The 13,475-nt window shown below is 64.3% G+C and carries 14 protein-coding genes; 2 read left to right on the top strand and 12 right to left on the bottom strand.

Features of this window, described 5'->3' with window-relative positions:
• Window positions 1-72: 72 nt before the first annotated feature.
• Window positions 73-975 carry an acetylglutamate kinase gene (argB, locus tag LQF09_RS14665; protein WP_002924686.1) on the top strand — a complete coding sequence of 301 codons (903 nt, stop codon included), beginning with the start codon at window positions 73-75 and terminating at the stop codon, window positions 973-975.
• Window positions 976-1,047: 72 nt separating this feature from the next.
• Here argB and LQF09_RS14660 read toward each other — a convergent pair whose 3' ends face one another.
• Window positions 1,048-1,485, bottom strand: a complete 438-nt coding sequence (locus LQF09_RS14660; RefSeq protein WP_002924685.1) for an Hsp20/alpha crystallin family protein — start codon at window positions 1,483-1,485, stop codon at window positions 1,048-1,050.
• A gap of 20 nt (window positions 1,486-1,505) precedes the next feature.
• Between LQF09_RS14660 and LQF09_RS19650 the strand changes: the two genes are divergently transcribed.
• Complete coding sequence (locus LQF09_RS19650; RefSeq protein WP_333482870.1) at window positions 1,506-1,859, top strand: cysteine-rich CWC family protein; 354 nt, start codon at window positions 1,506-1,508, stop codon at window positions 1,857-1,859.
• On the opposite strand, the gene LQF09_RS14650 is transcribed toward LQF09_RS19650, so the two are convergent.
• The 11 genes from LQF09_RS14650 to LQF09_RS14600 form a co-directional block, all read right to left on the bottom strand.
• Window positions 1,798-2,184, bottom strand: coding sequence for a barstar family protein (locus tag LQF09_RS14650; RefSeq protein WP_270068302.1), 387 nt, complete (start codon window positions 2,182-2,184; stop codon window positions 1,798-1,800). The genes LQF09_RS19650 and LQF09_RS14650 overlap by 62 nt on opposite strands.
• Window positions 2,181-2,543: a ribonuclease domain-containing protein gene (locus LQF09_RS14645; protein WP_002924683.1), complete on the bottom strand. Its 363-nt coding sequence runs from the start codon at window positions 2,541-2,543 to the stop codon at window positions 2,181-2,183. Before LQF09_RS14645 ends, LQF09_RS14650 begins: the two co-directional genes overlap by 4 nt.
• Before the next feature lie 56 nt (window positions 2,544-2,599).
• Window positions 2,600-4,246 carry a tetratricopeptide repeat-containing response regulator gene (locus LQF09_RS14640; RefSeq protein ID WP_270068301.1) on the bottom strand — a complete coding sequence of 549 codons (1,647 nt, stop codon included), beginning with the start codon at window positions 4,244-4,246 and terminating at the stop codon, window positions 2,600-2,602.
• 150 nt (window positions 4,247-4,396) lie between these two features.
• A complete protein-coding gene (aspS, locus tag LQF09_RS14635) occupies window positions 4,397-6,196 on the bottom strand; it encodes an aspartate--tRNA ligase (protein ID WP_002924681.1) in 1,800 nt (599 codons plus the stop codon).
• Window positions 6,197-6,288: 92 nt separating this feature from the next.
• Window positions 6,289-6,915: a DUF502 domain-containing protein gene (locus LQF09_RS14630; RefSeq protein ID WP_270068300.1), complete on the bottom strand. Its 627-nt coding sequence runs from the start codon at window positions 6,913-6,915 to the stop codon at window positions 6,289-6,291.
• A gap of 40 nt (window positions 6,916-6,955) precedes the next feature.
• Window positions 6,956-7,219 carry an FmdB family zinc ribbon protein gene (locus LQF09_RS14625; RefSeq protein ID WP_002942990.1) on the bottom strand — a complete coding sequence of 88 codons (264 nt, stop codon included), beginning with the start codon at window positions 7,217-7,219 and terminating at the stop codon, window positions 6,956-6,958.
• 129 nt (window positions 7,220-7,348) lie between these two features.
• Window positions 7,349-8,200 (bottom strand): prepilin peptidase, encoded by an 852-nt coding sequence (locus tag LQF09_RS14620; RefSeq protein WP_002942988.1) that lies wholly within the window; start codon window positions 8,198-8,200, stop codon window positions 7,349-7,351.
• Window positions 8,201-9,433 carry a type II secretion system F family protein gene (locus tag LQF09_RS14615; protein WP_002942986.1) on the bottom strand — a complete coding sequence of 411 codons (1,233 nt, stop codon included), beginning with the start codon at window positions 9,431-9,433 and terminating at the stop codon, window positions 8,201-8,203.
• Window positions 9,434-9,452: 19 nt separating this feature from the next.
• On the bottom strand, window positions 9,453-11,171 hold the full coding sequence (gene pilB / locus LQF09_RS14610; RefSeq protein ID WP_002942984.1) for a type IV-A pilus assembly ATPase PilB: 1,719 nt from the start codon (window positions 11,169-11,171) through the stop codon (window positions 9,453-9,455).
• 76 nt (window positions 11,172-11,247) lie between these two features.
• Window positions 11,248-12,540 (bottom strand): HlyC/CorC family transporter, encoded by a 1,293-nt coding sequence (locus LQF09_RS14605; protein ID WP_270068299.1) that lies wholly within the window; start codon window positions 12,538-12,540, stop codon window positions 11,248-11,250.
• 77 nt (window positions 12,541-12,617) lie between these two features.
• Window positions 12,618-13,451, bottom strand: coding sequence for a cytochrome C assembly family protein (locus tag LQF09_RS14600; protein ID WP_002924665.1), 834 nt, complete (start codon window positions 13,449-13,451; stop codon window positions 12,618-12,620).
• Window positions 13,452-13,475 lie beyond the last annotated feature (24 nt).

The raw sequence follows: 13,475 nt of genomic DNA, 5'->3' as shown, positions 1-13,475 counted from the left end.
TGCGGTTACGTGCTGCTTTCGGTTCGCACGGCGGGCCACTAGAATCCGGCTGTTCGCTCAAGGAGTTTCCCGATGACCCAGACCGCCCTCCAGCAAGACGTAACCCCCGCCCGCAAGGCCGAGATCCTGGCCGAGGCCCTGCCCTACATCAAGCGCTTCTTCGACAAGACCATCGTCATCAAGTACGGTGGCAATGCGATGACCGACCCTCACCTCAAGGACTGCTTCGCGCGCGACGTCGTGTTGCTCAAGCTGGTCGGCCTGAACCCGGTGGTGGTGCACGGGGGCGGCCCGCAGATCGAGAACCTGCTTGCCCGTGTCGGCAAGAAGGGCGAGTTCATCCAGGGCATGCGCGTGACCGATGCCGAGACCATGGAAGTGGTGGAGATGGTGTTGGGCGGTCAGGTCAACAAGGAGATCGTGAACCTGATCAACAAGCACGGTGGCAAGGCTGTGGGCCTGACTGGCAAGGACGCCGGCTTCATCCGTGCCAAGAAGCTGCTGATGCAGAAGAAGGACGCGCCCGAGGGAGATCTGATCGATGTTGGCCAGGTGGGTGAGATCACTGGCATCGATCCCAGCCTCATCGCCTTCCTGGACCAGGGCGACTTCATCCCCGTCATCGCGCCGATCGGTGTCGGTGAGGAGGGCGAGACCTACAACATCAACGCTGACGTGGTCGCGGGCAAGCTGGCCGAGATCCTCAAGGCGGAGAAACTGGTGCTGCTCACCAACACTCCCGGCGTGCTCGACAAGGCGGGCAACCTGCTCACCGGGCTGACGCCGCGCCAGATCGACGATCTGGTGGCCGACGGCACGCTGTCGGGCGGCATGTTGCCAAAGATCGGTTCGGCGCTGGATGCGGCGCGCAACGGCGTGAAGTCGGTGCACATCATCGACGGCCGCGTGGAGCATTGCCTGTTGCTCGAGATCCTGACCGACCACGGCGTCGGCACGATGATCAAGAGCAAGTAAGCGCTCGCTTCCAGGTCAGCAAGAAAAACGGCGGCCTTGGCCGCCGTTACCTTACTCGAGACGCCGTGACGCTCAGTCGATGGTCAGCCGCTTGGCCTGAGCCTCGGCCTTCTTCGGCAGCTTGAGTTCGAGCACACCATCGTTGAACCGGGCCGAAGCCTTGGCTTCGTCGATCTCCTGGCCAAGCTGGAAGCTGCGCGAGACCTTGCCGAAGTAGCGTTCGGTGCGCAGCACCTTCTCGCCGTCCTTGACTTCCTTCTCCTGCTTGCGCTCGGCACTGATCGACACCACAGGGCCGTCGATATGAACGTGGATGTCTTCCTTCTTCATTCCCGGCAGTTCGGCATGGACCTCGTAGGCGTCGGTGTTCTCCCGGACGTCGACCCGCATCTGCGGGGCGTCGGCACTCACGTTGGCGACGTTGCTGCCGCCGAAGTCGACCGGGCGAACGAAGAAGCCACGGAAGAAGTCCTCCAGCGGGTCGGGACGGCGGGTGAGGTTGTTGCTCATGGCGCGATCTCCTGTGTTCGATGTTTGCCGGTCGATCCCGGCCTCAACACGAATATAGGTGCTCGCGATCGCATTTCAAGACCGGCGAGTCCCCCAGTTGCAAGCCGCTATTCAAAGGCGCTTCGAGCATGAATTCAAAGCCTGCACTTTCGACCAACCGCTGTCCGCGCTGCGCTGCGACGTTCACCTGCGGCATGCAGGCGGGCGAGGCGGCATGCTGGTGCGCAGCCTTTCCGTCGGCATTCGCGGTGCCTTCCGTGGGCTCTGTTGATCCGGCCTTGGGGTGCTACTGCCCGCGTTGCCTTGCTGAGCTCATCGATCAGAAGCGGGCGCTGCAGGGTGGGGCGGCGCAGACTCCGGTGCAAGATCGCTGAACACCACTTCGAAGGTGATGCCTTCTTCGGCCCACCACGCGGCGGCGGTGTCGAGGACCTCCACCGCGGTCGCCAGCGTTTCGGGGTCGGCCGCACGCAGTGCCTCGGCGTGGGTGAGGACGATTCGATAGCCGGGTGCCGGCAACCATGAAAGGTCGGTCAGGCAATCTGCCAGTGCATCCCAGTTGTGACCGAACCAGTCCGGGAACTGCAGCGCGCTGGCGAGGCGTGCGAGCAGCGTTGCCTTGTCCCTGCAGTCGTTGAGGTCGATGCGGCATTCGAGGGCCGCATCGGCGGCGTTGAAGCTTGGGGCGTCGGCTGTCATGGCAGTGCTTCGATCTGGCGGAAACTGCGGTAGTGGTCGGCGGTGTAGTAGAACACTTCGGGTGGGTCGCCGCCGGTGACGATGCGGCGCGCGCCGCGATCGCGTGCGCCGGGCGTGGGGACTGTGTATTCGCGATAGTAGCCGCGTGGCTTGATGGGCAGCAGGCGCTCGCGATTCTGGAAGGTGGTGCCATCCTTGCGATACGGGAAGGGGCCGCCGCGCTGAATCAGGGCAAGCGTCTCGATTGCCTCCGCTGGCAGTCCGGCGTGCGAGGGCAGGGTGCTGCGAGAGTCGGCGGGTGAACAGGCGGTGAGCAGGCCGAGCAGGCCAAGCAGCAGGAGCAAGCGACGAATCAGCATCCGGGTTACCTGATGGGGCTGCAAAAGGGGTAAGGAAAGGGGCAAAGAAAAGTGGGTCAGGCGGTGCGCGTCTTCTGCATCACGCGCTCGGGGCGGATGCCGTAGCGCTTGATCAGTTCGTGCATGAAGGCGGTGATGGCCGCTAGGCGCGGATTCGCGGGGGACAGGCGCTGGGCACGCTGAATGAGGTTGCGGGCCTGGACGGCGAATGCATCATTCCAGCCGCGGTGCTCGATGTGGCGCAGTAGCGCGAGGGCGGCATTGAACAGCACATGCGGATTGCCCGGCATCTTGCGGGCGGCGTTCATCATCTCGCTCACCGCGCCTTCGTAATCACCAGCGTGGGCTTTTTCTGCGCCCGTGGTGACAAGCGACTTCACCTCGGCCTGTATCTGAGCCTCGATTTCACGGGAGAGCTGGTCGAGGCCACGTGCCTTCAAGGCCGCGCGCGTCGTCTCGAGCGTGCGATCATCGGCCGAGGTGCGCATCAGGTCGGCGAGCAGGGCGCTGCCCTGGTCGTCGAGCTGCTGGTCGAGGCAGGAACTGATCAGATCCTGGCGCAGTGCGACCGACAGTTCGCGAATACGGTCGCCGTGGCGCAGGGCGCTGACCATCGCCTGGCGGGCGGCGGCCTTGTCCTGCTGGTGCGCGTGCAGCAGGGCGTTGCCAACGGCGGCGCACAGCTCGCCCTTGGCCTGCCTGCCCATGTTGCGTTCGAGGTCGTTCAGCGTGCTGCGTGCATCATCCACCTTCTGCTGTGCGAGCTGGGCCTGGAGCAGGCGGATGTGATCCTCGGGGTCGCGGAACTCCGAGTACTTGCCGCGCTGAACGACCTCGGCCAGGTTGCGCTCCGCGCTTGCCGCATCACCGGTCGATAGTGCAAGGGTACCCAACTGGCGCAGGCGGCGGCTGCGGTAGGGCGACAGGCTGGTCGCCTTCTCGAGGGTCGTGCAGGCTTGTTCCGGACGGCCGGTTTCCTCGTAGAGGCGCGCGAGCAGTTCGTAGGCCTCGATGAAGCGCTCGTGACGGGCGAGAACCTCGTCGAGCACGTGCTCGGCCTCGATGTAGGCCTTCCTGAGCAGCAGCATGCGGGCGAGGCCGAGCACCGCCCAGGGGATGCTGCGTGCAGACAGGATCTCGCGGTAGCGCGATTCGGCCTCCGCGACCTGGCCGATGCTGGCGTGCAGCTCTGCCTCCAGTCGCATGAAATCCACCAGAAGCGTCGGATGTTCGTCGCGCGCGATGCGGCAGTATTCGATTGCGCCCACCGGGTCGCCGATACGCATCAGTTGCCACGCGGGCAGGAAGGCATCGCGTTTTTCGAGTGCGCGCAGCAGCCGCACGCGAAGCGTCTCCGCGTTCAGCGGCTTGAGGATGTAGTCGTTGGGTAGCAGCTCGCAGGCGCTTGTGACGCGCTCGTAGTTGCGCTCTCCGGTGATCATCACGAACAAGGTGTCGAGCGGGATGATCTCGTGCTGGCGCAGGTCTTCGAGCAGGTGCTGTCCATCCTGGCCGTCGCCCAGGTTGTACTCGCACAGGATGAGGTCGAAGCGCTGCTCGCGCAGCTTGCGCATCGCCATCGTCGCCGACACGGCGAATTGCGGTGATTCGACGCCAATGGAGTTCAGCATCGTGCGCAGCTGCGTGCGCATCGTCGCCTGGCTCTCGACGACGAGAACATCGATCTCGTGGGGCAGCAGCATGGGGTGCTCGGTCTCGCGGTCAAAGGCACGATTGAGCGTGCAATGACCATAGATTACGGCAGCCGACGCAAAGGCTGAAGCCCCTGCGGCGGGAAATCGGGGACTTCCTCGCCGCAGGGGCTTGCGGTGGTGCTGTTGCGGCCTGTCGTCTCAGTCGCGGCTGATCTCGACATCGGTCTGCACCTTCTGGCGCAGGCGGATGTGCAGTTCGCGCAGCTGCTTCTCGTCCACGCTGCTCGGCGCGTCGGTGAGCAGGCACTGGGCGCGCTGGGTCTTGGGGAAGGCGATCACGTCGCGGATGGATTCGGCGCCGGTCATCATGGTGACGATACGGTCGAGGCCGAAGGCCAGCCCGCCGTGCGGGGGCGCGCCGTACTTGAGCGCGTCGAGCAGGAAGCCGAATTTGGCCTGCTGCTCCTCGGCGCCGATGTTGAGCGCCTCGAACACGCGCGCCTGCACGTCGGCGCGGTGGATACGCACCGAGCCACCGCCGATTTCCCAGCCGTTCAACGCGAGGTCGTAGGCCTTGGCCAGGCACTCGCCAGGGTTGGACTCGAGCAGGTCGATGTGCTCGTCCTTCGGGCTGGTGAAGGGGTGGTGGCAGGCGGTCCAGCGCTTGTCGTCCTCGTCGTACTCGAACATCGGGAAGTCGACCACCCACAGCGGGCACCAGGCTTCGCCCGTCACATAAGCCTTCTCGTGGCCGAGCTTGATGCGCAGCGCACCCATGGCGTCGTTGACCACCTTGGTCTTGTCGGCGCCAAAGAAGATGAGGTCGCCCGACTGCGCACCGGTGCGCTCGAGGATGGTACGCAGCGCGGTCTCGTGCAGGTTCTTGACGATCGGTGACTGCAGGCCCTGCTCGTTGGGCTGGGTGACGTCGTTGACCTTGATGTAGGCCAGGCCGCGGGCGCCGTAGATGCCGACGAACTTGGTGTACTCGTCGATTTCGCCGCGGGTGAGGCTGTTGCCGCCGGGAACACGCATGGCCGCGACGCGGCCGCCCGAGGTGGCGGGGCCGCTGAAGACCTTGAAGGCGACGTCCTGCACCGCGTCGGTGACGTCGGTGAGCTCGAGCGTCACGCGCAGGTCGGGCTTGTCGGAGCCGTAACGGCGCATCGCCTCGGCATAGGTCATGCGCGGGAAGGGCGCGGGCAGCTCGACCGCCATCGCTTCCTTGAACACGAAGCGGATCATCTCTTCTACCAGGGCGGTGATCTCGTGCTCGTCCATGAAGGACGTCTCGAGGTCGACCTGGGTGAACTCGGGCTGGCGATCGGCGCGCAGGTCCTCGTCGCGGAAGCACTTGACGATCTGGTAGTAGCGGTCGTAACCGGCCACCATCAGCAACTGCTTGAAGAGCTGCGGCGACTGCGGCAGGGCGAAGAACTGGCCCGGGTGCACCCGCGACGGTACGAGGTAGTCGCGTGCGCCTTCCGGCGTGCTCTTGGTGAGCATCGGCGTCTCGACGTCGATGAAGCCGGCTGCGTCGAGGAAGCGGCGGAAGGCCATCGTGGTCTTGTAGCGCAGCATCAGGTTCTTCTGCATCTGCGGGCGGCGCAGGTCGATGACGCGGTTGGTCAGGCGCACCGTTTCGGACAGGTTGTCGTCATCGACCTGGAAAGGCGGCGTGGCCGCGGCGTTGAGCACCTCGATGTCGTGGCACAGCACCTCGATCTCGCCCGAAGTGAGGTTGGCGTTCTCGGTGCCGGCCGGGCGGCGACGTACCTTGCCGCTCATCTTGAGGACGAACTCGCTGCGCACCGATTCGGCAGTCTTGAACATGTCGGCGCGGTCGGGGTCGCACACGACCTGAACCAGGCCCTCGCGGTCGCGCAGGTCGATGAAGATCACGCCGCCGTGGTCGCGGCGGCGATGCACCCAACCGCAGATGGTGACGATCTGGTCGAGTTCGGCAGCGGTGACTTTGCCGCAGTAGTGAGTTCGCATGTGAAGATTCCGGGCAGGTTGTGCGGCGCAGGGCGCCGCTTCGATTCAATGGCTTGTGTTCGCTTCGGGGGGGCGGGCCTATCCCGCGCTCATCATTCGTTGAGCAGGGCGGCACGCGTCTGCGGCCTGCGCGGCGGCGGTGCGACCACCCCCATGGAGATGATGTACTTGAGCGCTTCATCCACGCTCATGTCGAGCTCGATGACGTCGGCGCGCGGCATCATCAGGAAGAAGCCCGAAGTCGGGTTGGGCGTGGTTGGAACATAGACGCTGACGTAGTCTCCGACCAGGTGCCTGGCCGCATCGCCGCCGGGCTGGCCGGTCAGGAAGGCGATCGTCCATGCGCCCTGGCGCGGGTACTGCACCAGCAAGGCCTTGCGGAAGGCCTGGCCGCTGCTGGAAAACAGCGTATCGGAGACTTGTTTGACGCTGTAGTAGATCGACTTCACCACCGGGATGCGGGCGAGCAGCGCCTCCCACAGCTTGACCAGCTTCTGGCCGAGCACGTTGGCAGCCACCAGTCCGGTGAGGAACACGATCAGCAGGCTCGCGACCACGCCGACGCCGGGGACGTCGAAGCCCATGTAGTCACGCGGCTGGAAGCCGTTGGGCAGCCAGAGCAGGATTGCGTCGAGGGTGCTGACGATCCAGGCCAGCACCATGAAGGTGATTGCTAGCGGGATCCAGATCAGCAGCCCGGTGATGAAGTATTTTTTCACGTCGTGACCGTATCGATCCCGCTGTCTTGAGCGCGTGCGCTCAGTGGCAGGCGCAGCCACCGCCGGCACAGGCCGGTGCGGCGGGGGTTTCGGTCGCGGATGTCGCTGCCGGGGCGGTGCTGCCGCCCTTGAAGTCGGTGGCGTACCAGCCCGAACCCTTGAGCTGGAAGCCGGCTGCGGAGAGCAGTTTGGCATAGCCCTGGCTGCCGCAGGACGGGCAGGTGCTCAGCGGTTGATCGCTCATTTTCTGCAGGTGTTCCTTCTGGAAACCACAGCTCGGACAACGGTATTCGTAGATGGGCATGACGAGCTCCCGAAAACAAGTGCGCAAGTCTAACGCAATGCAGCATAAGGAAAAAGCGCGCCGGGTAAGCCGCAGCGCGCTGTTGATATGGGGGTGCCCGCAGTGTCTTTCAAGCGCGCCGCGGACGCCTCAGAGCAGACCCAGATAGTGGCTGGTGAGCCGTTCGCCCCAGAACAGGGCGATCAGCCCTGCGGCTGCCAGGTAGGGGCCGAAAGGGATGGGGACGTTGCGGCCGTGGCGGGCGAACAGGATGAGCACGATACCTACCGCCGCGCCGACCAGGGAGGAGAGCAGGATGGTCAGAGGCAGTACCTGCCAGCCGAGCCAGGCACCGATCGCGCCGAGCAGCTTGAAGTCGCCATAGCCCATGCCCTCCTTGCCCGTGGCGAGCTTGAACAGCCAGAACACCGACCACAGCACCAGGTAGCCCGCCATGGCGCCCACCACGGCATCGGCAAGCTCGGTGTAGGTGCCGGCGAGGTTGAAGGCCAGGCCGAGCCAGAGCAGGGGCAGTGTGATGTCGTCGGGAAGAAGCTGGGTGTCGAGGTCGATGAAGGTGAGCGCGACCATTGCCCAGACGAAGAGCAGGGCGCCCAGCGCGGCGAGTCCGAATCCGAAGTGCCATGCCGCATAGCCCGACAGCAGCGCCGTACAGGCCTCCACGATGGGGTAGCGCTTGCTGATGCCGGCGCCGCAGTGTCGGCAGCGGCCACGCAGCAGGACGTAGCTGACCACGGGGATGTTCTCGAGTGCGCTGATCTGGTGGCCGCAATGAGGGCAGCGCGAGCGCGGCGTCGCGAGGTTGAAGCGCTCGCCTTCAGTGGCCGCCTCCCCGCGTAATTCCGCCGCCTGGGCATGCCAGTCGCGCTCCATCATCTTTGGCAGGCGGTGGATGACGACGTTGAGGAAGCTGCCCACGAACAGGCCCAGCAGTGCAGCGAGGCCTGCGAATACGAGCGGGTCTTGCAGCAGGGCCTCCATCTAGCCGACCACCGCGCCGATCTTGAAGATGGGCAGGTACATCGCGACCACCAGGCCGCCGATCACCGTGCCCAGGAATACCATGATCAACGGTTCGAGCAGTTGCGACAGGCCGGCGACGGCGTCGTCCACCTCCTGTTCGAAAAAGTCGGCGACCTTGCTCAGCATCGAATCGAGCTGGCCTGACTCTTCGCCGATCGACACCATCTGGACCACCATCGTTGGGAAGACCTCGGCGTTCTGCATGGCAATGGTCAGGCTGGTGCCGCTGCTGACCTCGGCCTGGATCTCGCGCGTCGCAACCAGATACACATGGTTGCCCGAGGCGCCGCCCACCGAATCGAGCGCCTCGACAAGCGGCACCCCCGCGGCGAACATGGTCGACAGCGTGCGCGTCCAGCGTGCGACCGTTGCCTTGCGGATGATGGGGCCGATCACCGGGAAGCGCAAAATGGCCTTGTCCAGTGCGATCTGCATGGCCGTCGAGCGTTTGTAGCTCCAGGCGATCGCCGCAATGGCTGCGAACAGGCCGCCAAAGATGAGATACCAGTAGGCAACGAAGGCATCCGAGATCGCGATCACCATCTCCGTTGGCGCCGGCAGGTCTGCACCGAAACCGGCGAACACGTTCTTGAACTCGGGAATGACGAACAGCATCATGATCGAGATCACCAGGCCGGCAACCACGACCACCGCAGCGGGGTAGAACAGCGCCGACTTGATCTTGCTCTTGATGGCGAGAATCTTTTCCTTGTAGGTCGCGATGCGGTCGAGCAGGGAGTCGAGGATGCCCGCCTGTTCGCCAGCGGCGACGAGATTGCAGAACAGCTTGTCGAAATGCTGAGGGTGCTTGGCAAAAGCCTGCGACAGGTTGGAGCCGGTCTCGACGTCGTTGCGGATATCGTTGAGCAGGCGCGAAAGCGCCGGGTTGGCCGAACCCTTCATGCCGATATCGAAGGCCTGCAGCAGCGGTACGCCGGACTTCATCATGGTGGCGAGCTGGCGGGTGAAGAGCGCGATGTCCTTGTCGCTGATGCGGCCACCACGAGACATCTTCTGCTTCTTGACCTTGCTGACCTGGATGCCCTGGCGGCGCAGCATCGCCTGGACCATGGCGTCGCCGTTGGCACGGATCTCGCCGCGAACGACCTTGCCAGTCTTGTCCTTGCCCTCCCAGGTGTACAGGTCTTCCTTGGGACCCTTGGCACGTGGTGCCCGGCTTGCTGTGGCCATGAGATCGGATGTCCTTGTTCTATTCGTTGGTCGTCGCCAGGACTTCTTCGAGCGAGGTTATACCCTGCTTGACCTTGAGAAGCCCGGACTTGCGCAGGTCGCGCACGCCTTCGCGTTCCGCCTGCGCCGCGATGTCCATCGAGTTGCCGCCGGTCATGATGATGTGGGCGATCTCCTCGCTGATCGGCATGACCTGGTAGATGCCCAGGCGCCCCTTGTAGCCACTGCCCTTGCAGCGGTCGCAACCGACCGGCCCCATGGGTTGCCAGCTGCCGTCCAGTTCCTCGGCGCTGAATCCCGCCTCGATGAGCGCCTCGAAGGGAATGTCCGCGGCCTTCTTGCACGAGCATAGCCGGCGCGCGAGGCGCTGTGCCGTGATGAGGATCACCGACGATGCAATGTTGAACGGCGCCACGCCCATGTTCTTGAGTCGCTCGAGCGTGGTGGGGGCGTCGTTCGTGTGCAGGGTCGACATCACCAGGTGGCCGGTCTGCGCCGCCTTGATCGAGATCTCCGCGGTCTCGAGGTCGCGAATTTCACCGACCATGATGATATCGGGATCCTGGCGCAGGAAGGCCCTGAGTGCGACCGAAAAGGTGAGCCCCGCCTTCTCGTTGACGTTGACCTGGTTGATGCCGGGCAGGTTGATTTCGGCCGGGTCCTCTGCCGTGGAGATATTCACGCCCGGCTTGTTGAGCAGGTTGAGGCAGGTGTAGAGCGACACGGTCTTGCCCGAGCCCGTCGGGCCGGTGACGAGGATCATGCCGTAGGGGCGCTCGACCGCTGCGAGCAGCGCCTTGCGCTGGTCGGGCTCGTAGCCGAGCGCATCGATGCCGAGCATCGCCGAGCTCGGGTCGAGGATGCGCATGACGATCTTCTCGCCATGCAGTGTCGGCAGGGTCGATACGCGAAAGTCGATGGCCTTGTTCTTTGACAAAACCAGCTTCATGCGGCCGTCCTGAGGGACGCGTCGCTCGGAGATGTCGAGGCGCGAGATCACCTTGATGCGGGCAGCGATCTTCTCCTTGAGTACCAACGGCGGCTGGGCGATGTCGCGCAGGATGCCATCGGTGCGTACGCGGATGCGATAGAACTTCTCGTAGGGCTCGAAGTGGATGTCGGAGGCCCCCTCGTTGATTGCGTCGATCAGGACCTTCTGGATGAACTTGACGACGGGGGCGTCATCGACCTCTGAGGCCTCGTCCTCGTCGCGCTGCTGCTGCGCAGGCGTGTCCTGCTGCAGCAGGTCCATGTCGAAGGCTTCACCCGTGAGGTCGCGCAGCGTGTCCGCCGCGGATTCGACCAGCGCATCGATGACGCGCTTGAGCTTGTCGGCCTCGGCGATCACGAGGTCGAGCTGCATTCCGGTCTGGAAGCGGATCTCGTCAAGCGCCCGCATGTTCGACGGATCGGCGGTAGCCAGCGTGAGGCGATTCTGGCGTTTGGCCAGAGGTGCGATCTGGTGCTTCTGTATCAGCTTGCGATCGACTGCGTCACGTGCGTACGAGGAGGCGTCGACCGCTGCGATGTCGAGCAGGGGGTAACCGAAGGTCTCGGCCGCAAAACGCGCCATGTCGGCGCACTTCATCAGGCCGCGGCTGGCGACCTCGAGGATGAATGCGTTGCTGCCCTCGTTGGCATGGGAGGAACAGGCCTGCGCATCTGCTTCCTGCAGATGTCCGTGCTGTATCAGTGCCCTGGCGAACCCGCTCAGGGTCGGTTTTGTCGCTGCCGCCATGCCATGCTCTTGTCCGGAGTGCGGCGGATGTTGCACCGCGCACCCGCCCTTGTAAAGGTTTGCGAGGTGTCGAGCGTCATGGTCCGTTCCTTTCTGCCTGTGTCGGAGCGAGGGGGCGGAACAGTCGCGCCGTGCGGATCATGCGGTCCTGGGTCTGCACGACCTCGATCGGCGTGTCGGCAATCTTCATCGATACGCCGGCTTCCGGGATGTCCTGAAGGTACTCGATGATCAGCCCGTTGAGTGTCTTGGGACCGTCAGTGGGCAGCGCCAGGTCGAGGCGGCGGTTGAGCTCGCGCAGGTTCGCCGAGCCGTCCACCAGCACGTTGCCTTCCTCGCTCCAGGCCATGCGGTTGCCGGCATCAGGGATGCTGGTGGTGAATTTGCCGATGAGTTCCTCGATGATGTCCTCCAGGGTGATCAGGCCGAGGATCTCGCCATACTCATCGACAACGAAGGCCAGGCGCTGCTGGTTTTCCTGGAAGAACTGGATCTGCGAATAGAGTGGGGTGTCGGCGGGAACGAAGTAGGGACGGATGAGCAACTCGCGGATGCGCTCGACCGAGAAGGTGTCCTGCAAGGTGCCGCTGAGCAACCGGCGCTGGTGGAGTACGCCGATCACGTGCTCGCTGTCACCGTCGTACACCGCGAGGCGGGTGTGGAAGCTGGTGGCAATCTGGCGGCGGAGCTGTTCCTCCGGGTCACTGAGGTCGATCGCCTCGATGGCGCCGCGCGGCGTCATCACGTCCTCGACCGTGATGTTCTCGAGGTCGAACAGGTTAACCAGCATGCTGCGGTGCTTGTGCGGTATGTACTGGCCGGAGTCGATGACCATGGCGCGCAGTTCATCGATTGATAACGCGCCGTTGTCGCCTTCCTTGGGCTGCAGGCGTATCGTCCATAGCAGACCGCGGGAGAACAGGTTGACGAACCACACCACGAAATAGAACGCGCGCAGCAGGCCGGCGAGCGGGTAGGCCACGATGGGTGCGAGGCGATCGGCGTAGGTTGCACCAATGACCTTGGGCGTGATCTCCGCGAAGACGAGGATGGCGAAGGTGACGAGCAGGGTGGCGACGCCGAGCGCCCAGCGCTCGTTGCCGAACAACTCGAGCGTGATCACGCTCACCAGTGTTGCGGCAGCGGTGTTTACCAGGTTGTTGAAAAGCAGGATGACGCCTAGCAGGCGGTCCGTCTTCGCCAGCAGGTCAAGCGCCAGTGTGGCGCCGGTGTTGCCCTGGCTGGCCAGGGAGCGCAGCCGGTAGCGGTTGGCTGCCATCATGACCGTCTCGGACATCGAGAAGCAGCCGGAGAGAACGAGCAGCACAACCAGGGCTGCGGCCTGCAACGTCAGGGTGAGATCCGACACGGAGCGGTAAGGGAGTGGAAAGCGTCCGAGTATTGGTGCCGGCTAGGACGCTGTCAACCTGGGGCCGACCTTGATGCTCAGTACGGGCTCTTGAGTACGACCTCGATCACGAAGCGGCTGCCGACGTAGGCCAGCATGAGGGCCACGAAGCCAGCGAGCGTCCACCGCAGCGCGATCCGGCCACGCCAGCCCCACAGCCGGCGGCCGACCAGCAGGCTGCCGAACAGCAGCCAGGAGATGAACGCGAAGATGGTCTTGTGATCCACGCGCAGGGCCTGGCCGAACAGGGACTCGGAGAACAATACGCCGCTCGCCAGCGTCAGCGTCAGCAGCACGAAAGCGATGCTGATGAGCCTGAACAGCAGGGCCTCCATCGTGAGCAGCGGCGGCAAGCCCGACAGCAGACGGCTGAAGCGTGCGTTGTGCAACTGGCGGCCGGCGACCGCCATCAGCATCGCGTGCAAGGCTGCAAGCGTAAACAGGCTGTAGGCCAGCATGGCGACGACGAAGTGTGCGCGGAATGCTGGGGATGCCGCGTTGGTGAGCACGTGCTCGCCGGGGAAGACTAGCGGCACCAGGCTGGCCACCGCGCCCGCCGGCATGACCACGGCGTGGAGCCCGTCGAGTCGCGTGTACAAGGTCTCGACCCAGTAGAAGCAGACGGCCAGCCACACCATCAGCGATAGTGCGACACCGAAACCGAAACGCATCTCGTTGCCCGGGAAGATCCCCACATGCAGGGCGAAGCCGTGTGCGAGCAGCGCGAGCAGCAGCAGGCCGCGTTCTCGACCGCTCATGCATTCGCGACGGGTGCCGGGGGTGGCTTTGCCGAGCATGCACTGGCGCCAGAACAGGACGCCGATGCCGGCATAAAGCGAGGCGGGAAGCAGATGAAGTAGAATTGTGCGCATACGTAGCTGCAGTTTACTCCAAGT

This window comes from Thauera sp. WB-2 (assembly GCF_027594845.1).
GTDB lineage: Bacteria > Pseudomonadota > Gammaproteobacteria > Burkholderiales > Rhodocyclaceae > Thauera > Thauera mechernichensis.
This window is presented reverse-complemented; position numbering and strand designations above follow the sequence as displayed.